16 protein-coding genes are annotated in these 18,719 nt (G+C 64.8%); 1 reads left to right on the plus strand and 15 read right to left on the minus strand.

Translation table 11 applies throughout. From position 1 onward, the window contains the following. Nucleotides 1-342: 342 nt before the first annotated feature. Together NZU74_12885 and NZU74_12890 are read right to left on the minus strand one after the other, a co-directional pair. The gene (locus NZU74_12885; GenBank protein MCS6882220.1) at nucleotides 343-924 is read right to left on the minus strand and encodes a zinc ribbon domain-containing protein; all 582 of its coding nucleotides are present in this window, start codon (nucleotides 922-924) and stop codon (nucleotides 343-345) included. A 209-nt stretch (nucleotides 925-1,133) separates the two neighbouring features. Beyond that, a complete protein-coding gene (locus NZU74_12890) occupies nucleotides 1,134-2,444 on the minus strand; it encodes an extracellular solute-binding protein (protein ID MCS6882221.1) in 1,311 nt (436 codons plus the stop codon). A 215-nt stretch (nucleotides 2,445-2,659) separates the two neighbouring features. Between NZU74_12890 and NZU74_12895 the strand changes: the two genes are divergently transcribed. Further along, complete coding sequence (locus tag NZU74_12895) at nucleotides 2,660-3,325, plus strand: DUF4397 domain-containing protein (GenBank protein MCS6882222.1); 666 nt, start codon at nucleotides 2,660-2,662, stop codon at nucleotides 3,323-3,325. An 85-nt stretch (nucleotides 3,326-3,410) separates the two neighbouring features. On the opposite strand, the gene NZU74_12900 is transcribed toward NZU74_12895, so the two are convergent. The 13 genes from NZU74_12900 to NZU74_12960 form a co-directional block, all read right to left on the minus strand. Further along, nucleotides 3,411-3,887 (minus strand): PaaI family thioesterase, encoded by a 477-nt coding sequence (locus NZU74_12900; protein MCS6882223.1) that lies wholly within the window; start codon nucleotides 3,885-3,887, stop codon nucleotides 3,411-3,413. A 423-nt stretch (nucleotides 3,888-4,310) separates the two neighbouring features. Further along, nucleotides 4,311-6,284 (minus strand): hypothetical protein, encoded by a 1,974-nt coding sequence (locus tag NZU74_12905; protein ID MCS6882224.1) that lies wholly within the window; start codon nucleotides 6,282-6,284, stop codon nucleotides 4,311-4,313. Nucleotides 6,285-6,535: 251 nt separating this feature from the next. Further along, on the minus strand, nucleotides 6,536-6,787 hold the full coding sequence (gene acpP / locus NZU74_12910; GenBank protein MCS6882225.1) for an acyl carrier protein: 252 nt from the start codon (nucleotides 6,785-6,787) through the stop codon (nucleotides 6,536-6,538). 52 nt (nucleotides 6,788-6,839) lie between these two features. Further along, the gene (nusB, locus tag NZU74_12915) at nucleotides 6,840-7,271 is read right to left on the minus strand and encodes a transcription antitermination factor NusB (GenBank protein MCS6882226.1); all 432 of its coding nucleotides are present in this window, start codon (nucleotides 7,269-7,271) and stop codon (nucleotides 6,840-6,842) included. 302 nt (nucleotides 7,272-7,573) lie between these two features. Then, nucleotides 7,574-8,950 carry an acetyl-CoA carboxylase biotin carboxylase subunit gene (gene accC / locus NZU74_12920; GenBank protein ID MCS6882227.1) on the minus strand — a complete coding sequence of 459 codons (1,377 nt, stop codon included), beginning with the start codon at nucleotides 8,948-8,950 and terminating at the stop codon, nucleotides 7,574-7,576. Between the two features lie 18 nt (nucleotides 8,951-8,968). Then, on the minus strand, nucleotides 8,969-9,721 hold the full coding sequence (fabG, locus tag NZU74_12925) for a 3-oxoacyl-[acyl-carrier-protein] reductase (GenBank protein ID MCS6882228.1): 753 nt from the start codon (nucleotides 9,719-9,721) through the stop codon (nucleotides 8,969-8,971). Between the two features lie 30 nt (nucleotides 9,722-9,751). After that, a complete protein-coding gene (locus NZU74_12930) occupies nucleotides 9,752-10,687 on the minus strand; it encodes a restriction endonuclease (protein ID MCS6882229.1) in 936 nt (311 codons plus the stop codon). A gap of 60 nt (nucleotides 10,688-10,747) precedes the next feature. Continuing rightward, on the minus strand, nucleotides 10,748-11,203 hold the full coding sequence (nrdR, locus tag NZU74_12935) for a transcriptional regulator NrdR (protein ID MCS6882230.1): 456 nt from the start codon (nucleotides 11,201-11,203) through the stop codon (nucleotides 10,748-10,750). Between the two features lie 281 nt (nucleotides 11,204-11,484). Continuing rightward, entirely contained in the window at nucleotides 11,485-13,044 is a 1,560-nt protein-coding gene (locus NZU74_12940; protein ID MCS6882231.1) for a Ppx/GppA family phosphatase, read from the minus strand. A gap of 55 nt (nucleotides 13,045-13,099) precedes the next feature. Next, nucleotides 13,100-14,263 (minus strand): aspartate aminotransferase family protein, encoded by a 1,164-nt coding sequence (locus tag NZU74_12945; protein MCS6882232.1) that lies wholly within the window; start codon nucleotides 14,261-14,263, stop codon nucleotides 13,100-13,102. 168 nt (nucleotides 14,264-14,431) lie between these two features. After that, the gene (locus tag NZU74_12950) at nucleotides 14,432-15,424 is read right to left on the minus strand and encodes an NAD-dependent epimerase/dehydratase family protein (GenBank protein ID MCS6882233.1); all 993 of its coding nucleotides are present in this window, start codon (nucleotides 15,422-15,424) and stop codon (nucleotides 14,432-14,434) included. A 100-nt stretch (nucleotides 15,425-15,524) separates the two neighbouring features. Further along, complete coding sequence (locus tag NZU74_12955) at nucleotides 15,525-17,216, minus strand: fatty acid CoA ligase family protein (protein ID MCS6882234.1); 1,692 nt, start codon at nucleotides 17,214-17,216, stop codon at nucleotides 15,525-15,527. Nucleotides 17,217-17,581: 365 nt separating this feature from the next. After that, nucleotides 17,582-18,472: an alpha/beta fold hydrolase gene (locus NZU74_12960; GenBank protein MCS6882235.1), complete on the minus strand. Its 891-nt coding sequence runs from the start codon at nucleotides 18,470-18,472 to the stop codon at nucleotides 17,582-17,584. Nucleotides 18,473-18,719 lie beyond the last annotated feature (247 nt).

Consider the following 18,719-nt stretch of genomic DNA (forward strand, 5'->3'; position numbering starts at 1 on the left):
ACCCTACACCCGAGAAGGCAGGCGCCCTCCCCCAGCGGGGGAGGGTTGGGGAGGGGGCGGGGGTGTAGCGAAAAACTTTGTTTCCATACTAATAAGCCACGGCTGCTCGGCAGGCGGATGGTCCCATCAGGGAACTGGCAAGCTAACAAGCTAGCAAGCTATTTTGCTCGCAACGCCTGAACCTGTCCCGTCTGCGCCTGCGGCGGGGCGTCCGCCTGCATGGACGCAGCGGGCCTGCGCCAGCGCAGGCCGAGGCCGGAGGCGAACGCGCCTGCGCCTGACATTGCCTCGGCGCTGGCATGGCATTGCGTCAATGTCTCCTGGCCCCCCGATATGGCCAACTCATGGGCTGCTGGCGGATCTTCTTATTACGTCAATCAGTATTGTCAGACCGATCAGCACCAGCAATCCCGGCAAAAAGATGGTGCGTGGCAACATAAACAGCACACCCAGGCCAAACAGCCAGAGCACGCCGAACAGGCCCTCGATGATCCGTCCGCGCGCTGCTGTTGTTAGAAAGATTGTCAGGCCGATGATGAAAAGGATGCCCGGCCAGATGGGTGCGCGGGCAAGCATGAGCACTCCAAAGCCGATCAGGAACGCGACCATACCGATCAGCTCGCCGCCGCGGTCGGCGCGCCATACGGGTGGCGGGGGCGCGAGCGGCTTGGTGGACCGCCCCCGGCGTTCCGGCGTGTTGACGCCGAGGATCGGGACGTGACCCTTGATCAGCGCGCCGCAGCGCACGCAGTAGGCGGCGTGAGCGGGATTGGCGGCGCTGCAAACGCCGCAGACAAGCACGTCCGCAGCCGGCGCGGGAAGCGCCGTGGTCGGGCCAGTGGCAGCGAGCCGCAGGCCGGCCCCGCACTCAATGCAGAACAGCGCGTCGTCAGGCGCCTCTGCGCCGCAGGACGGGCACTTCATCGTTTTCTCCCTGCAAGGTGAGCCCGGCAACCTGACGTCTCCGGCTTCCTGCTATGAGGAGGGTGTGACAGGTCTGTACTCTCGTGCCCTCTCATCTGGCAGTCACGGCCCGGACGCGTCGGCATTCCCCGTCATCCCGGTTAGAACCGGACAGCCTTGCCCCCTTTCCTCCCGGCGGGCAGTGGCGGGGGAAACCAGGTTTACTCTTGTTACCTCTGACCCAGGCATTGTTCGGCCTCCACCTGCATCCTGGCAGCGGCCTCAGCCTGGTTGATCGCGCCGTCGAGCAAGCGCGGCAGCCAGGCCTCGATAGCCGAGAGGAGACAGCGCGCCGCTGGCGTCGGCGGAAGACCGGGGGCCAGGGCGGCGCCTGTGGCGGTGGCGGCCAGAAGCGGGTCGGCGGCGACATGCGCAGCCTCCAGCGCTCCAGCGCGGGCTGGCAAACGCCCGAGCACGGCGGGCATCCGCGCCTGGGTCGCCGGTTCCAGCAGCCACGTCGCGAACGCGCGCGCCCGCGCCAGATCGTCGCCGGAAAGATCCCGCTGGAAGAGCAGGTACGTGCCCCCAAGCAGACCGGGGGCGGGCCTCCCGGTCGCCGGGATCACCGGCAACGGGGCGATACCCAGATCGAGCGTATTGCTCATTTGCCGGTAGCGTGGCGCCATCCAATCTCCATCAATAGCGAATGCCGCATAGCCCTGCGCGAACAGCCGTTGCCCGCGCTGGTAGCTCGCGTCACGGTCCGGCGCGGCCACATATAACTCGCGCAGCAAGTCCAGGGCTGCGACCATTTCCGGGGTCTCCAGACTGATCCGCTGGCCATCGAGATCCAGAGGGTCGCCGCCGAAAGCGGAGAGCCAGGGCAAGAACCAGCGCGCCTCGTCCCAGGCCATGACCAGGCCGGCAACTTCACCCGTTGCGGCAGCCCGCGAGCGGACGATCAGCGCATCGCTGGTGGCCGGCGCCTCGGGCGCCAGAGCGCGGTTGTAAAACAACAGCAGGCTATGACGCGTAGACAGCGGCACGCCCCAGAGCCGCCTGTTGGCGGTAGCGGCGGTCCGCAGGGCCGGCAGCGTATCCTGCGGCAGTGTCACCTCTGGCGGTTGCACCTGGCTATCGGCAAGCAATCCCGCCAGCAGTTCCTGATCGCCCCAGAACAGATCCGGCAACGGATCACCCGCCAGCGCAGCGGTCGCCAGACTCAGGCGCAATCCATCAGCGGGCCGGGCAACCACCTCCAGCGGTATCCCGGTCTCGGCGCTAAAGTCGCGCGCCAGCGCGCGCACCCCTTCAAACGCCGGCCCTTCCTCGGCGACCCAGAGCGCCAGCGGGCGCGGCATTGAAGGAAGGGTAGGCGATAGTGGAAACGCGGATGTCGCTGGCGACGGTTGAGCGACGGCGCGAGTAGGCGCGGGCGACGCGGTGGGTGCAGGTGGCGGCGCGCCTCCGCAGGCGACCAGGGCCAGCGCCGCTACTAGCAGCGCCAGAAGTCGCGGCGGGCTGGCACAGATTCCAGACATATCAGTTGGCCATTCTGCGGAGGGCCGCCTATGAGGATTATACCGGATCGGCGCACGCTCTCTGCACAAGCTACAGGCCGCCAACGTTAGCGAAACAAGCCGAGGTCGAAGATTGCTCCAAAGATTTAGTATTAGCCGTGGGAGAGGACACATCCAACCCCGCCTCAGCGACGTATATGAGGGAAACGTAATCGCACAGTACAGAGGAGTTGCCTATGCTACGCAAACTAGTCCTGGCCCTGATCGCCCTGATCATGATCGCCGTTGCCGCCCCGGCGACCAGTGCCCAGACTATGAACATGGTCCGGGTCATGCACGCCTCGCCAGATGCTCCCGCTGTTGACGTCTACGTCAACGGGCGGGCCGTGCTTACCAATGTGCCTTTCTTCGCCGTAAGCAACTACCTCAGCCTGCCCGACGGCAGCTACAACGTGGCGGTGGCGCCGACTGGAAAGCCCGAGTCGGAGGCCGTGCTGCGCGCCACCCTGAATGTGCGCGGCGGCTATACCGGCACGGTGGCTGCGGTCGGGTTCGTCAAGAACATCGAAGCTGCGCTCTTCGAAGACAACCTCAGCCCCGTCCCGGCGGGCAAGGCGCGCGTGCGCATCATTCACGCCAGCCCCAACGCTCCAGCGGTAGATATCAAGCTGGCCGGCACGAGCACGGTGGTAGTGGCGAACGCGCCCTTCAAGGCCGCGGCCACGGTCGAGGTTGATGCAGGCACCTACCGCTTTGACATCAGTCCGGCCGGCCAGAGCGCGGTGGTCTTCACCACGCCCCCGCTGCGCTTCGAGAATGGCTGGGTGTACACCCTTGTCGCCACCGGCGACCTGAACAAGAACTTCTGGGTGCAGTCGCGGGTTGACAAGGTTGGGCCGTAAGGACGAAGGGGCTTGAGCCTGGTTCCAGACAGGCACGAGGGCGCGAGGCGACCGGTTGCCTCGCGCCCTCGTCTCCAGGGGCCATCTATCTTTCAGGGCGCATCGTCTCAGGCATCTGCACAGCCACCACCTCGCCACGCACGGTCACCTCGCCCTCAGCTACGATCCACGCCTCCACCACCACCTTGCGTCCCTTTACCTCTTTGACCCGACCACGCACCTCGAGCACGCCGCCCAGGGGCGTGGGGCGCAGATAACTGACCTGCAAAGACCCCGTGACGAACCGCAGCGGAGGTTCGCTGCCCATCGGTCGCCCGGCAGCCCGGTAGGCCGCCGCCGAGGCCGTGCCGGTGCCGTGGCAGTCAATCAGCGATGCCAGCAAACCGCCATAGACGTAGCCAGGAATAGCGGTATGGTACGCTCGCGGGGTAAAGTAGGCCACGGTCTCCTCGCCATCCCAGGCGCTTTTGATGTGCAGGCCGTGCTCATTGAGACGCCCGCAGCCGTAGCAGTGGCTCAACTCATCGGGGTAGTAATCCTGGAAGTAGCCCGTTTCACTCATTGGGGCGCTCCTTGTACAATTCACCGAACCTGCGGAGAGGGTCGTGGGAGAGCTTCACCTTCACCGGCAGGGGCGTAGGCTGCGCCTGCCCGCCTGCACGGGCGTGGGCCGCGCCCGCCCCTCTGGCAGGGGAGGGGAGAAACCCGGTGTCCCCACCTGCTCCCACCCGCCCTCGGGATGCCGGGCCCGCCCTCGGCAGGGGCGGGGGGAAACCCGGTGTCCCCACCTGCCCCGACCGGCGTCAGGGCGCCAGAGCTTCCACGTCCTACTGGCCGTAGACAAAGACCGCTAACGTCGAAAGAAGCAAGGCGCCTGTGCATATCGGCCAGAACAGCAATTTGGGCAGAAAGTTATGCTGATAACTGATAAAGATCATGCCTGGCACATGCACGATCAAGAACGCGATCACCGTGACCAGGAGAATCACAATGTATAGCAGGAGGTACAGGTGCTCCAGATAGGTACCGCTGCCACATTGTCGCGCAGGGTGGTATGCAGCAGGGCAATCACAAAGAACAGGGCCGCTGTATAGCTCAACGCGGAAACGAGATCCTGAGTGTCTGTCAACTGGCGATCGCTTAGCAGAAAGGCGAACAACAGCCCGAGGCTTACTACCCCCGGCAATACATAGGCAATAAACGGGCCAAGCACGTTGCGTCTGGCCACCAGCGAAAACTGCAACACGGGCGGCTCGGAGCGCTCGGCGCGAGCCTGCATACCCAGGTTGGCGCCGTCGTCGGAGGGGAACAGACTGAAGTAGCTCCGCTCAAAGCGCCAGTTGGTGATCTGCACGCTCTGGTCCACGCCGGGGAGGGCGCTGGGCCTCAGCAGGATATAGCTTTCCAGATCCGGCGTTAGCACGACGTTCTGTTCGAGCTCGGCAGGCAGCAGCCGCAGGCGGATCGAACGCTCGTCGAAGGGAAACTTGACCGGGTTCCAGCTCTGCTGCAGGGTCGTGTTGATGCGCCACACGATCACTTCCCCGTCGCCGCGCGGTGCGCGGGCCACCTCTTCAACCGGCATCAATTCGCCGAGTTCTTGAGTGAAGCTGAAACCTCGACGGACCTCTTCAGGGATGCTGTTGCTATAGAATTGCCATACAAACCCGCCCACCGTCACCGACGTTGCATCGGGAAATTGCACCGCCGTCAACTGTATGCCGGTCGGAACCACGAAGGGCTGATCCTCTGGGTCAAGCTCGCGCCGGTAATGCTCGAGGACGCGTTCAACGGCTGCCTGGCTGGTAAGCGCGCTGGCGGCCTCGCGGCTCAGGCGGGTGTCCAGTTGCCAGATCAGCCCGATCAACGCTAGACATGCCGCGGTGAAGGTCAGGCTGATGAACCAGGCTCCTGAGACAGGGCCAAAGCGTGCGGCGCTAAACAGGGCCAGGCCCAAAATAAGCGTACCGGCGGCGGCGATGGCAATTGTGGCGACGTCTCGCAAGATGCGCTCAGCAGGGAGTTGGAACTCAGCCGCGTCCACTACCAGCCCCAGGGCACTGCCACTGGTGGGGAGCGGAGCGAAGAACAGCCGGGTATCACGCCCGGTGAGCGAGTCGCGATGGTAAAGTTCGAGGGTTTCACCGGCCAGGGCGCGGCGCGCGGCCGCCTGGACCTCGGGGTCAAAGCCGCTGTCGGCATCGAAAATGCTACTCCGCGCCACGCGCGTGCGATCGGGGTAATCGAGAAACACGCCGTTCCGACCGATGACGAAACCGTAGCCCTGTGCGCCCAGATCGAGCCGGGCAAGCAGGTTGCGCACCTCCTGTAGCGAGAGATCGGAGGTCACTACGCCAGCGGGGGCGCTACCCCCGTCCTGGCGCTCGAAGGGACGGCCATATTCAATTAGCACTCTGCCCGCCCCGGTGGCCAGGAACGGTTCGCTCCAGATTGGCCCGCTCCGGATGGGATTGTGGTACCACGCCGTCTTTGGGGCGTTGGGATCTTCGGAGGGAAGCTGAGTGTAATCGTAGGTGGCGCCGATCAGTTCGTCAATTGTGCCCTCGGGAGTACGGTACACATAGACCTGAAAGAGCCGCAGCGCGGGATCGTAGACGAACGGTTCAAAGGTCACGGCCAGGCCATTCACGTCGGGCGCGGCTTCGAGATCGGCGCGCAGTCGCGCGGGGATCTGATCGTAGGGCAGCGCGCCGGAGGCCAGATCGTCGGCGATACCGTCGCCGAGGGCCTGGGCCATGGCAAAGGCGCCATCAATGCTCGTAGCGGAGTCGCTGAGGCTCTGGCGTACTCGCTCGTTTACGTTCGCGGCTGCCGCGGCCCGTCGCTGGAGGTGCAGACCGGTCAACAGAGCGGTGAGCAGAAGCAAGGCCACGAACGCAGCGGCGAGCAGGCGGCGTCCCGTCGTGCGGCTGGTGGCATTGGCAGTTGTGGTTGTCACTGGCAACCCTTCACACTGTACGGCTGCGCCGTACAGCCCGGGGTAGAAGGCTTTTTCTGGGAGGCATGGCGTTGCCCAACCCTCCACCCGGACAGCCGGCGTCAACCCAGCAGGTCTCCTCACGCCACGCCAGGCGCCACTTCCAAGGCGACCGCGCCAAGTTCAACGCCACCGGTCGCTCCTTGCCATCTCGCGCAGACTAAAAAGGGCCGAGCGGCACACCGCTGCGGCCCCGTTGCGAGCATCACCAGCTACTGCTGAATTGCGGGATGCGCCGCGAGGTAATCCAGCGCGTCCTGAACCGTCTCGATCTTTTCGGCGTCCTCATCACTGATTTCGATATCGAACTCTTCCTCGATGGACATGATCAGTTCCACCAGGTCGAGCGAATCAGCTTTGAGATCCTTGGCAAACGAGGCGCCGGGCACCACCTGCGTTTCATCAACGCCGAGTTGTTCGGCGACAATCTTGCGCAGGCGCTCTTCGATATCGGCTGATTGCATGGTACACCCTTTCATCTCAGACAACGGACACGACGCGCACCGGTCACGCGCGTTACGACTCCCCGGCATGAGGGCGATAACGCATCACCACCGTGCCGAGGACGCCATTCACGAAGCGGCTGGAATTATCGCTGCCGAACTGCTTGGCCAGTTCCACGGCCTCATTGATCACCGCCTTCACCGGCGTGCGCTCGATATCGTCCACCAGCAACTCGTAGAGCGCAATGCGCAGGATCGCCTTATCCACGCCGGGCATCTGCGTGATGGGCCAGTTTGGAGCCGCCTCCTCAATGATCCGATCAAGATAGGAGCGATGCTCCCAGACGCCAAAGACCAGATTGCGCAGAAATCGTTCGCCATCGGCGGTGAAGGCTTCCTCTTCGAGGCGGCGCTCGTAGACCACGTCAATCGGGTGGTCGGTAGCGTCCACCTCGAAGAGGATCTGCAACGCGGCAATGCGAACCCGATGACGCAGGCTAGCCAAGCGAGACCTCCCAGGCGTGCAGCGAACTGCCTTCGTAATCAAGGGGCGCCGATCCACGGTTCAAGCGGATTCTGGCCATGCCGGAGAGCGGTATCGGTCGAGGCGACAGGGAACCGCGTCGCAAGCGCGGACTGCCAGCAACTATGGCGCGCGGCGTCTGGCGATAGACGGCGACTGCACACTCGGGCCGCCCTCCGGCCATGGCGGCTGTACAGTTCCTGCCGTATGCTGTGCGCCTGCCGGTCACGAAGCGCCAGCGGGCGTCAGAGGGCCGCAGACAGGCGGGCGAGCGCCATAATCGGTTACACTGCAGCAGCGGCAGAGCGCTCCTCCTTCCATGTGCGGAGCAACTCGCCGACATAGGCGGTATGGTGACGAGCGGCGCGGAACTCCGGATCATCAATTAGAGCCAGTTGGAAGGGGATGGTTGTTTTAATCCCCGTGATCACACACTCGTTCAGCGCCCGGCGCATGCGATTCAGGGCGTCATCACGAGTTTCACCCCAGGTGATGATTTTCGCCAGCAGCGAGTCATAGTGCCTGGGCGGCGTATAGCCCGCATAGAGATGCGAGTCGACGCGCACGCCAGGGCCGCCGGGCGGCAAATAGAACTCTACGTCGCCGCCAGCCGGGAGGAAGTCCCGTTCAGGATCTTCCGCATTAATACGACACTCCACCGCATGCCATGCTAGTTTAATATCATTTTGTTGCAACGTCAAGCGTTCTCCAGAGGCGATCAGCAATTGCCAGCGCACCAGATCCACGCCGGTGACCATTTCGGTCACCGGGTGTTCCACCTGAATGCGCGTATTCATTTCAATGAAGTAATAATTTCCCTCTTGATCCATGAGGAATTCAAGTGTTCCGGCATTCACGTAGCCAATCGAGGAAATGCCGCGCACGGCATCGGCGCCCATCTTCGCCCGCACCTCAGGGGTGACGATCGGCGAGGGCGCTTCCTCAACGATCTTCTGATGGCGGCGCTGGGCTGAGCAATCGCGTTCACCGAGGTGGATGGCATGGCCGTAGCGGTCGGCAAGCACCTGGATCTCAACGTGGCGCACCTTCGTGAGGTACTTCTCCAGCAGCAGATCGCCACGGCCAAAGGCCGCCTCGGCCTCGGCGCGCGCGGTGGGATAGGCGCGCACAAGGTCGCTTTCGTCATACGCCACGCGCATGCCGCGCCCGCCGCCGCCCGCGGCAGGCTTGAGCAGCACCGGGTAGCCGATCTGCCGGGCGATATCAATCGCCTCTTCCACATTGCGCAACTCGCCTTCTGAACCGGGCACCGTAGGCACCCCGGCGGCGCGCATGGTCTGGCGGCCGATGGCCTTATCGCCCATCAGGCGCATCGTCTCGGCGGAGGGGCCGACGAAGGTCAGCCTGACATCGGCGCACATCTCGGCGAAGTAGGGATTCTCCGAGAGAAAGCCATAACCGGGGTGTACGCCATCACAGCCGGTGATCAGGGCGGCGGTGATCAGCGCTGGAGGGTTCAGGTACGACTTGGCCGCCGCCGCTGGACCGATGCAGACCGCCTCGTCGGCCAGACGAACGGCGAGCGAGTCGCGATCAGCCTCACTATAAGCGACGACGCTCTTGATGCCCAGTTCCTGGCAGGCACGAACGATCCGAACGGCGATTTCGCCCCTGTTGGCAATGAGGACTTTGTTGAGCATACTGGCACCAGGATCAACCTATAGCATAACCATGCCGCCATCAATGGCAAAGGTCTGGCCGGTGATATAGGCCGCCGCGTCGGAGGCGAGGAAGCAGACCAGATCGGCCACTTCCTCGGGCCGCCCGAAGCGCCCGAGTGGAATGGCATCGAGAATGGCCTTGCGAGTCCCTTCGCCGAGCGCCGCGGTCATGTCGGTTTCGATAAAGCCGGGCGCCACCGCATTGACGGTGATGTTGCGACCGGCCATTTCGCGGGCCGTGGCCCGAGTGAAGCCGATGATCCCCGCTTTGGCGGCGGCGTAATTGGCCTGGCCGGCATTGCCGATGAGGCCGATCACCGAGGTCAGGTTGATGATCCGCCCGCCGCGTTGCCGGCCCATCGGGCGCAGCGCGGCGCGCGTGCAGAGAAAGGCCCCGCGGAGATTGGTGTTGATCACCTCATCGAAGTCAACATCTTTCATCCGCAGGATCAGCGCATCGCGGGTGATGCCGGCATTGTTCACCAGAATATCCAGGCGCCCGAAGCTATCGAGGGCGCTTTTGATCAGCCGATCAGCCTCCTCGGCCTGCGCGACATCGGCCTGCACGGCGCGCGCCCGCCCCCCCGCGGCTTCGATGGCCGCGACCGTCGCCTCGGCGGCCGTGGCGTTATCCCGATAATTGACGAGCACCGCCGCGCCGGCAGCGGCAAGGGTTGCAGCGATGGCGCGACCGATGCCGCGGCTCGCGCCGGTTACTACCGCCACTCGACCGGTCAGATCGATCTTCATCGCATCTGTAGTTCTGGGCGGGGGCCTGGGTTACCCCTCAGCGATTTCAAACAGCGTCCGCCCGTTAATCGTCACCACATTCCGGCGACCGGCGGCCGCTTTCAGGGCATCGGGCGTAAAATCGGTCGAGGTGATCACGACGCCTTTGCGAATATCCTGGCGCTTCATGTCTTGCACCAGGCTCTCAATCGTCCCCGGACGGACCTTGTCGGCCACGCTCAGGCGCAGGAGAAACCGTTCGCCCTCGTACTCCATTTCTATGTCAAGATGCTTGTCTTTATCAATGAAGCGGTAATCCTTGAACGTAAAGCCCTTCTTGCGGTAGAGGGCGACCACATAGGAGCCAAGTTGCGGCAGCGAGAGGCCCTGCAGATCCTCCAGCGTGCGCACCACCCCGGGGCGTTCGAGGCGCCCGCCGCGCTCGGCGATCTGCCGCTGGGTTTCACGGTTGCGCTGCTCGGCGCGGCCCGCCATAACCGTGCCGAAGGCGGGAAAGGGGATCAAGGCAAAGAGCGAGAACGAGGCGTATACGAACATGAGCTCGTCGAAGCTCACCGGCGCCGGCTCGCCGTCGGCGCGCAGTTGCAGCACCGGCATCGGAACCACGCCGGCCTGACCCAGGGCGCCATAGATGGCCGTCAACGCCAGGCCAAAGAGAAAGCCGGTGATGCCCAGCACAAACCCGTGGGTCAGATAATCGCCCTTGACGCGACGGCCCAGGAACAACCCGGCCATGACCGGCACAATGCCGGCGAGAATCTGCAACACATTGCTGGCCAGGAACAACGCGCACCAGGCCAGGGCCATCAGCGCGGCAACCAGCAGCGTCTGGCCCCACTCGACCCGCGCGAACGAGGCGCCGATGCGCTGCATCAACGGCGCGCGCGCCGTCTGCCCGCCGCCCTCCGCCTGCGCCGCGGAGGCAGCCTCGGAGGCGCGCTCTTCCGATTTAGTGTCTACACTCATCAACATTACTCCCCGAAGGGCGCGCCGGCCATGCAGGCTTGCGCCTGCACCGCCAGCGGATTACGAGTTCTCAAGCAGCTCGTCAACCGCCTCGCGCAACTTGCCAATGTCGGCGAAGGAGCGATAGACCGACGCGAAACGAATATACGCCACCTCGTCCAGATCCCGCAGGCGGCGCATCACTTCATCGCCGATCGTTTTGCTGCTGACCTCCTGCTCGTCGGTGGCCATGATCGCCGCCTCGACGTCGTTGACCAGTTGTTCGAGTTGCTGCACTGAAACGGGCCGGCGGTAGCAGGCGGTGCGGATGCCGCGCATTATTTTCTCGCGGTCGTAGGGTTCCCGCTCGCCATCCTTCTTCACCACCATCAGGCTGACCGACTCCACCCGCTCGTATGTTGTGAAACGACGGTTACAACTACGGCACCTGCGGCGCCGGCGAATGATTTCACCGTCGTTCAGCTTGCGGGTGTCAACCACATCGGTCTCGGGATGCTGGCAGTAGGGGCAACGCATAACAACCACCGGCCCGCCATTGCGATCAGTCTGCTACCGCATTATAGCACAGGGGAGGGGTACCGCTCCTGGAGGCGGTGAATCCCGTCCACCCCTCTGCCGCCCCGTTCAAGCGCGGCGGAGCGATCGTCTGGATGCCTGTAAAAAAACCAGCAAGGGGATGAGGAAACCTGGTTTCCCCATCCCTCTCCAACGCAGCTACAATACCCTCCAGGGGGATGAAAACGAAGGTTTCTCGGGATGGCGGCGCCCTCCCAGACCCTTCTACGGAGGGCAGGAGGTCAGGAGGGAACCGCCGGCCCTAGAGCGCTCGCCTTCGGTATCCGGGCATCTTCGTGCTCAGGGCAGATCTCCACCCTGCGCTGAAAGGCCCGCTCGAAGAGCGCGGCGCGGCGATTGGCCTCCCAGATCTCTAGCGTGGCATCGCCGCGGCTATCCACGAGGATGCGCACTGGATCGCCCAGTTCCACTCGCACCGCGCGCACCACCTGGCTCTTGCTGCGCTCCAGGTATTCGGCGATGCGCAACAGGGCGCTGAGGCGCATGATGCGCAACGTATCGCCGGGTTGCAGCAAATCGGCATAAGGATGCAGATCGGCCCAGCCCTTGCGGTGGTTGCGCACCACCGCGCCAAGGATGACGATCTCGCGGTGGGTGAAGCCGAGCAAGGCAGCGTTGTGGATCAGGTATTCGCCGTGCTTGTGGTGATCGTAGTACCCCACAATCACGCCGATGTCGTGCAGCGTCGCGGCATAGCCCAGCAACTCCCGTTCCCAGGAGCCGTAGTGGTGCAGCGGCGTGAGCTGGTCGAAGAGGCTCAGACAGATGCTGGCGACCTTGGCGCAGTGCTCCTGTTCGTAGTCGTCGAGGCGGGCCAGGTTGAGCACGCTGAAGGCGCGCGGATCGTCAATTAACGGCGGCTGCATTCCATCCAGGAAGCGGCTGTAAAAGATACCCTCGCGCACTCCCTGGCCGCTGACCACCAGTTCACTGAACCCGCCCCGCTCCATCAACTGATCGATAATTACTGCCCCGGCCAGGGTGACATCCGCGCGTTCAGCCTTGAGGCCGGGGATCTGCTCGCGCTCGCGGCGATTCTTGCGCGCCAGTTGCTCGATGATTCCCAGGAGCGCCACACGGGTCAACACGTACCCGTGCACGCGGTCAAGCGGATACTGGCGCTGTTTCTGATCAATGCGCGCCAGGGTGCGCACCGTGCCGCCCATGCCGGCAAGCGCCTTGCCCTCTTCGGCGCGCAGCCAGTCAAGATCGGCGAAGACCTGCCGCGCCGCGGCCATCAGCGCCCGCAGTTCGGACCTGGTGATCGGGTCGGTTTTGACGTAGCGTTCGGTAAAGCGCACGACGCCCGCCTGCGCCGAGAACGACTCCACCAGGCGACGGTTGACGACTGCGTCCACCTGGGTCGAGCCGCCGCCGGTGTCAAAGATGAACCCATTGCGGAGATTGAGGCCGTTCACCGCCCCGATGTAGGCGTAGTAGGCCTCCTCGCGCGCGGAAATGATCCGCAGATCCAGGCTGGTCTGGCTGCGCAGGGCTTCCCAGAAGACCTCCTGATTGCTCGCCTCGCGGATGGCGCTGGTGCCGACGGCGATAACTTCCTCAACACCGGTGTTGCGGCAGAACCGCTCGAACATCGCCAGGGCCTCGACAGCGCGGCGAATGGGCTGGGGTTGGAGCGCGCCGCTGGCGTCCACTCCCTCGGCCAGACGCACCACCGCGCTCACTTCGTCCACCAGACGGAAACACCGTCCGGGTGTGTAGGCCATGACGATCAGACGGGTGGTGTTTGAGCCGAGGTCGATAATTCCGATTTTGCGCATATGGGTTGCCGCCGGTATGTGGATAAGGCATTCCTCCAGACTCGCTCATCATGTTCTACCGCACCACCTCAGCAATCGTCGCGGCAACGATGTCAAGATCGTCATACGAAATCACGAGGGGTGGGAGCAGGCGCAAGACGTTGGGGCCGGCAGGCAGGGCCAGCACGCCGCGTTCGAGGAGGGCCTGCAGGCAGGGCTGCACGCGGGTGCGCAGTTCAATGCCCACGAGCAGACCCAGGCCGCGCACCTCGCGCGCCGCGGGCAGGCGCAGCGCGCGCAGCCGTTCCATGAGCCAGCGCCCCTTCTCGGCGGCCTGGCCGGGCAGATCCTCCGCGATATACGCGCGCAGCGCCGCCCGCGCCGCTGCGCAGAGCAGGGGATTGCCGCCGAAGGTCGAACCGTGGGCCCCGCCGGGAAGCGCCCCGTGGCGTTCGTGCAGCGCCACCGCGCCCATGGGCAGGCCCGCAGCGATGCTCTTGGCGAGCAGCAGCCCGTCGGGAACCACGCCGCTGTGCTCGATGGCGAAGAGCCGCCCGGTGCGGCCAAAACCCGTCTGCACCTCGTCAATCAAGAGCAGGGCGCCGCGCTCGTCGCAGATGCGTCGCGCAGCCTCCAGGTAGCCGGGGGGCGCCGGGCGAACGCCGCCCTCGCCCTGCACCGGCTCCAGTATCACCGCGGCCGTATCCTCCTCGACGTTCGCGGCAAGCGCTTCGACATCGGCGTAAGGCACGTGGACGAACTCCGGCACGAGGGGGGCGAAGGGTTCGCGGTACTTCGGCTCCCAGGTGGCGCTGAGGGCGCCAAAGGTGCGCCCGTGGAAGCCGCGCATCGTGGCGACGATCTTGCGGCGACCGCTGAGCAGACGGGCGAATTTCAGCCCGGCTTCGACCGCTTCAGCGCCGCTGTTGCAGAGGAAGATCCGCGCGGGGAAGGGCAGAGCTGCGGCCAGTTCATCGAGATAGGCCGCGCGCTGGTCGTTGTAAAAGATCTCCGGGCAACTCATCAGGATGGCGGCCTGGGCCTGCACCGCCGCCACCACCGCCGGGTGAGCGTGGCCAAGGTTGGCGGCGCCCTGACCGCCGACGCAATCAATGTATACGCGCCCGTCAGCGTCGTAGAGACGCGCCCCTTCACCCCGCACAATCGCCACGGGACGCTTGGGGTACAGACCTGACGTGTAGCGCTGCTCCGTAGCGATGATCGGATCGTTGGCGCTCATTTGCTACGACCGGGGTGGCGGCGGCACGTTCTATGGGCAGTATATCACAGGCGATCAGCGCTTCATGCAGAATTGCCGGCGAGGTCTACAGATCCGCCTGTCAATCTGGCCCGCGCCCCTCAACCTCCACACCTCCACACCTCCACAGGTTCACCCCCACCGGGCGTCTCAGGATTGCCCCAGCGCCGCCAGCGTGCGGCGCAGGCCCTCCTCGGTGCTAATGCGCGGGCCGTAGCCCAGGTCGCGCCGGGCGGCGCTGAGGTCGAACCAGCGCGAGCGGGCCAGTTGCACCGCCGTGAGACGGGTGAGGGGCGGTTCCATCGGCAGGCCCAGCAGTTCGTAGGTGCGCTCCAGCAACGTCGCGATCTGCACGGCGCGCTTGAGGGAGATCTTGCGCCGCGCCGGGCGGCACCCTGCCCGCGTCACCACCTCGTTGATGAAGTCCCAGAGGTTGACCGGCTGCTCCTGCCCGATAAAATAGGGGCGCCCCCGTAACGGCGAATGCTCGCCGAGCCGGTCGGCGGCCAGCAGATGGGCCTCGGCGCAGTTCTCGACGTAGGTTACGTCAACCTTATTGTTGCCATCGCCGATCTGGACGAGCCGGCCAGCGCGCGCCCGCGCCAGGATGCGCGGAAAGAGGTGCGGATCGCCCGGCCCCCACACCAGCGGCGGACGAATGGCCGTGACGGCGATGGCCTCACGGGCCAGCACGAACCGCTCGGCCAGGGCCTTGGTGTGCTGGTAATGGCTTAGATAGCGCTCCGGATAGGGCCAGGACTCATCGGCGCCTTCCACGTCTTCTTCGCCGAACACCACTGAGGGCGAGGAGGTAAAGACCAGCTTCGGCACGCCGGCCCGTTCCGCTGCCCGCACCACCCGCTGCGTGGCGCTGACGTTGTTGCGGTAGTAATCGTCAAAGGGGCCCCATACGCCCGCCTTCGCCGCAACATGGAAGACCACCTCGACCCCCCGCATTGCCGCGTTCAGCACGGCGTTGGCATCGGGAGCAGCCAGATTGGCGCGCAGACATTCAACGCCACGCGCGGCCAGTTCAGGATACTCGTTCCGTCCGATGACCCGCACGCGGTCGCCCCGGGCCAGCAGTTGCTCCACAATGGCTCGCCCGATGAAGCCGTTTCCACCAGTGACCAGGGTAAGCATAGCCCTTCCAGGTAACCCGGACCTGACAGGTCCTGCACACCGGTCAGGTCCGGGGAACACTCACCTCCACACCTCCACACCCGCCATCCCCGACCCGGTCTCAGATCCGGCCGGCGGCCCATACAGCCAGTTGCTCGCGGAAGATCTTGGCGTTATGCCGGATGTCCACCGGGAAGGCCGGATGCACCAGGAAGGTGGCAATGCCGGCGGTCATCGGGTAGCGCGCGCCCAGGGCGCGCAACTCGCTCAACAGGCAGGCGCGGGCGGCGGCATCGCGCATCACGCGCCGGTCGCGCGGCTCAACCACCACCACGGGGCGCTGCGTTCCCATCTCACCCACGCCGACCAGGGCGCTGCGGGCCACGCCGGGGTGCTGATTGAAGATCAGCTCCACCGGCTCGGTGAACAGCGTCTCCGCGGGTGTCACGACGCGCTGGCTCTTGCGCCCGTAGAACCACAGCCGGCCCGCGTCGTCAAGGTAGCCCAGGTCGCCCATACGGTGCCACAGGCCGTCGGCGTCGGCGATTTTGGCCCGCGCCGTGGCCTCGGGACGATTAACGTAGGTCTTCGTTACCGAGGGGCCTTTGACGCAGATCTCGCCGACCTGGAAGGGCGGCAGCGCCAGGGTTTCGTCCCAGCGCTCAATCGGCGCCTCGCTGATGGGGATGATGCGCAGCGTCACCCCAGGCACGGGGCGGCCCACACACGTGCCGGCGGTTGGATCGGCCCCGCGACTGGCAATTGCGGCAAGTACCTCGGCGCCGCTGATCGAGGTGATCGGCAGAGCCTCGGTAGCCCCGTAGGGCGTGTGCGTGTCGGCGCCGGGCGCCAGAATGCGCTGGAAACGCTCGTGGAGCGACGCGGGCACTGGCGCCCCCGCCATCAGCACGCGCCGCAGATGCGGCAGGGTGATGCCGCGCTCAAGGCAATAGGCGCTCACCCGCGCCCATATCGCCGGTGAGCCGAAGGTGGAAGTGACCCGCTGGTCCTGCATGAAGGCCACGACGGCAGCAGGATCGCACGCCGCGGGACGGGTGGGATCAATCGGCGGGATGGCCGAGGTGCAGCCCAGGGCAACGTTGAACAGGGCAAACAGGGGAAAGGCCGGCATATCCACTTCCCCCGGCTCGATGTCAAACAGATCGCGCAACAGGCGCACCTGGGCCTCGAACATGGCGTGCTCATAGAGCACGCCCTTGGGAACGCCGGTGCTGCCGGTGGTGAAAATGATCGCCGCGGGCGCCTCGGGGGCCACCGGTTCCAGCGGAAACGGCGCATCGAGCGGCACGCTCAGGTCGGCGAGGTTCGCGTCACCGAGGGGGAGGAAGCGCGAACCGACGGTGACGCGCCGCCGCGTGGCGCGAAAGGCCCGCGGGAAGAGCAGCGCCGCCAGATGCGCCCGCGGCACGCCGATGAGCGCCTCAGGGGCGCACTCTTCGATGCACTGCGCCAGGTTGCGCCGGCCCATCGCCGGGTCAATCAGAATGGGTACGGCGCCAACTTTCAACAGCGCGAAGGTCAGGCTGATCAGGGGGATGCCGGCGGGGACCATCGAGAGCACTCGCGTGCCCGGCCCGATGCCGGAGGCGCTCAGGCCCCAGGCGTAGCGGTCGCTCACCCGGTCGAGTTCGGCGAAACTGAGACGCTGGTAGATCGGCCTGCCGGCGCGGTTCTGGCCCACCCCGGCTACCACCGCGGTCTGCTCGGGGCGCTCGCGGGCCATCTGCGGCAAGTAGCGGGCAATGTTGGCGCCGTAGACTCCGGTTTCGGTTGGTTCGAGTTTGATGGTCATATGTTTGTCGTTCTCAAGAAAAAAGGCGTGTTGAATTCACCCACCGTGTGCGGGTGTTGCCTGGTGATGATAGGACGACTAATTAGTCTGTGAACGAAGTTTCCTTGCATTTCCCCACTCCCAGCGCCTCCCCTCGTTGGAGGGAGGAGCTGCACTCCCTCCCCCGGCGGGGGAGGTTTGGGGAGGGGGCGGGGTTACCGAAAAACTTTGTTCACAGACTAATAGTCGTCATTACGTGGCTTTTCTTTTAGCGATCATTTGAAATCGAGTGCTGGAAACCCTTCGCCCCCTCTGCGGTGTATGGCGTGTGGTAAACGTCAACACCATGCCTGCCTGGGCAGCCTGCGCTCCGTGGCGTTACGCCTCTACGCCAGGAAGCGCCGCACGCGCGGCACAATCTCCTCGTGGGCATCTTCGAGCACGTAGTGACCGGCGTCGTCAAAACGCACCGCCTCAGCATCCGGGAAGCGTTGGAGCCAGCCGGCGAGAAAATGGTCGGTGAAGCACCAGTCCCTGCCGCCCCAGAGAATGAGCATCGGATGCTTCCGCAGCGCGGCCAGATCGCGGTCAATTGCGTCAACCACGGCCCAGGCGGGATGGCCGGGATGCATCGGAATATCGCGCACGAAACGCTGGATGGCGACCCGGTCGCGCCAGCGGCGGTATGGCAGCAGGTAACCATAGCGCACCTCAGGGTGCATGGGGCGTTCGACGGCCATCACCGTGCCGCCGAGAACAAAGGCGTTGAGCCCCCGCACGGCCAGGTCGCCGAAGAGCGGGTAGCGACATACGGCGATGCGCCACGGCAGCCGCGGCGAGAGAAAGGCCGCCGTGTTCAGCACCACCAGACGCCGCACGCGCTCCGGGTGGGCCACCGCCCAGCCCATGCCGATCGGGCCGCCCCAGTCGTGCACCACCAGATCTATCGGACCGAGATCGAGATGGCTCAGCAGCCGGTCGAGGTTGGCGATGTGCGTGCTGAGCGTGTAGGGGTACTCCTGGGGTTTGTCGGAAAGCCCGCAGCCCATATGGTCGGGAGCGATCACCCGGTGGGCATCGCGGAGACCGGAAATCAGCCGGCGGTAATAGAACGACCAGGTAGGATTGCCGTGCAGCAGCACCACCGGCGGGCCGGCGCCTTCGTCTACAAAACTTAGCGCGCCGCCCGGCACAGCGAGACGCCGCGTGCGAAAGGGGTATATTCTGCGAATCGGCGACAGATCCACATCAAGGTCGCCGGCCAGGGTCTGCTGCATACCGCACCTGTATCATATTACGCGCCATGAGCAGTATAAAGGCAAAAGGGAAAAGGCAAAAGGGAGAGGTATCAGGACTGATGCAACGTCCGCCTCCGGCGTGGGGTAGGGACGGCTACACCGTACCATTACGGTCATGGTTCGTTGGTTTTTGGGGGGGGGGCCCCCAAAACAAACAACCCAAAAGAGGTTTTTGGGTGGCCCCAAAAGAGTGGATTATAACGGGGAAGGGGAATTGGGAAAACCG

It is taken from the genome of Chloroflexaceae bacterium (assembly GCA_025057155.1).
Lineage (GTDB): Bacteria > Chloroflexota > Chloroflexia > Chloroflexales > Chloroflexaceae > JACAEO01.

Bases quoted from the DNA above. Each gene is read 5' to 3' on its own strand.
- NZU74_12945 (MCS6882232.1), bottom strand. From the start codon at position 14,263: ATGAGCGCCAACGATCCGATCATCGCTACGGAGCAGCGCTACACGTCA.
- acpP (MCS6882225.1), bottom strand. From the start codon at position 6,787: ATGCAATCAGCCGATATCGAAGAGCGCCTGCGCAAGATTGTCGCCGAA.
- NZU74_12895 (MCS6882222.1), top strand. From the start codon at position 2,660: ATGCTACGCAAACTAGTCCTGGCCCTGATCGCCCTGATCATGATCGCC.
- nrdR (MCS6882230.1), bottom strand. From the start codon at position 11,203: ATGCGTTGCCCCTACTGCCAGCATCCCGAGACCGATGTGGTTGACACC.
- NZU74_12960 (MCS6882235.1), bottom strand. From the start codon at position 18,472: ATGCAGCAGACCCTGGCCGGCGACCTTGATGTGGATCTGTCGCCGATT.
- NZU74_12885 (MCS6882220.1), bottom strand. From the start codon at position 924: ATGAAGTGCCCGTCCTGCGGCGCAGAGGCGCCTGACGACGCGCTGTTC.
- NZU74_12890 (MCS6882221.1), bottom strand. From the start codon at position 2,444: ATGTCTGGAATCTGTGCCAGCCCGCCGCGACTTCTGGCGCTGCTAGTA.
- fabG (MCS6882228.1), bottom strand. From the start codon at position 9,721: ATGAAGATCGATCTGACCGGTCGAGTGGCGGTAGTAACCGGCGCGAGC.
- NZU74_12955 (MCS6882234.1), bottom strand. From the start codon at position 17,216: ATGACCATCAAACTCGAACCAACCGAAACCGGAGTCTACGGCGCCAAC.
- NZU74_12930 (MCS6882229.1), bottom strand. From the start codon at position 10,687: ATGAGTGTAGACACTAAATCGGAAGAGCGCGCCTCCGAGGCTGCCTCC.
- NZU74_12940 (MCS6882231.1), bottom strand. From the start codon at position 13,044: ATGCGCAAAATCGGAATTATCGACCTCGGCTCAAACACCACCCGTCTG.
- NZU74_12900 (MCS6882223.1), bottom strand. From the start codon at position 3,887: ATGAGTGAAACGGGCTACTTCCAGGATTACTACCCCGATGAGTTGAGC.
- NZU74_12950 (MCS6882233.1), bottom strand. From the start codon at position 15,424: ATGCTTACCCTGGTCACTGGTGGAAACGGCTTCATCGGGCGAGCCATT.
- accC (MCS6882227.1), bottom strand. From the start codon at position 8,950: ATGCTCAACAAAGTCCTCATTGCCAACAGGGGCGAAATCGCCGTTCGG.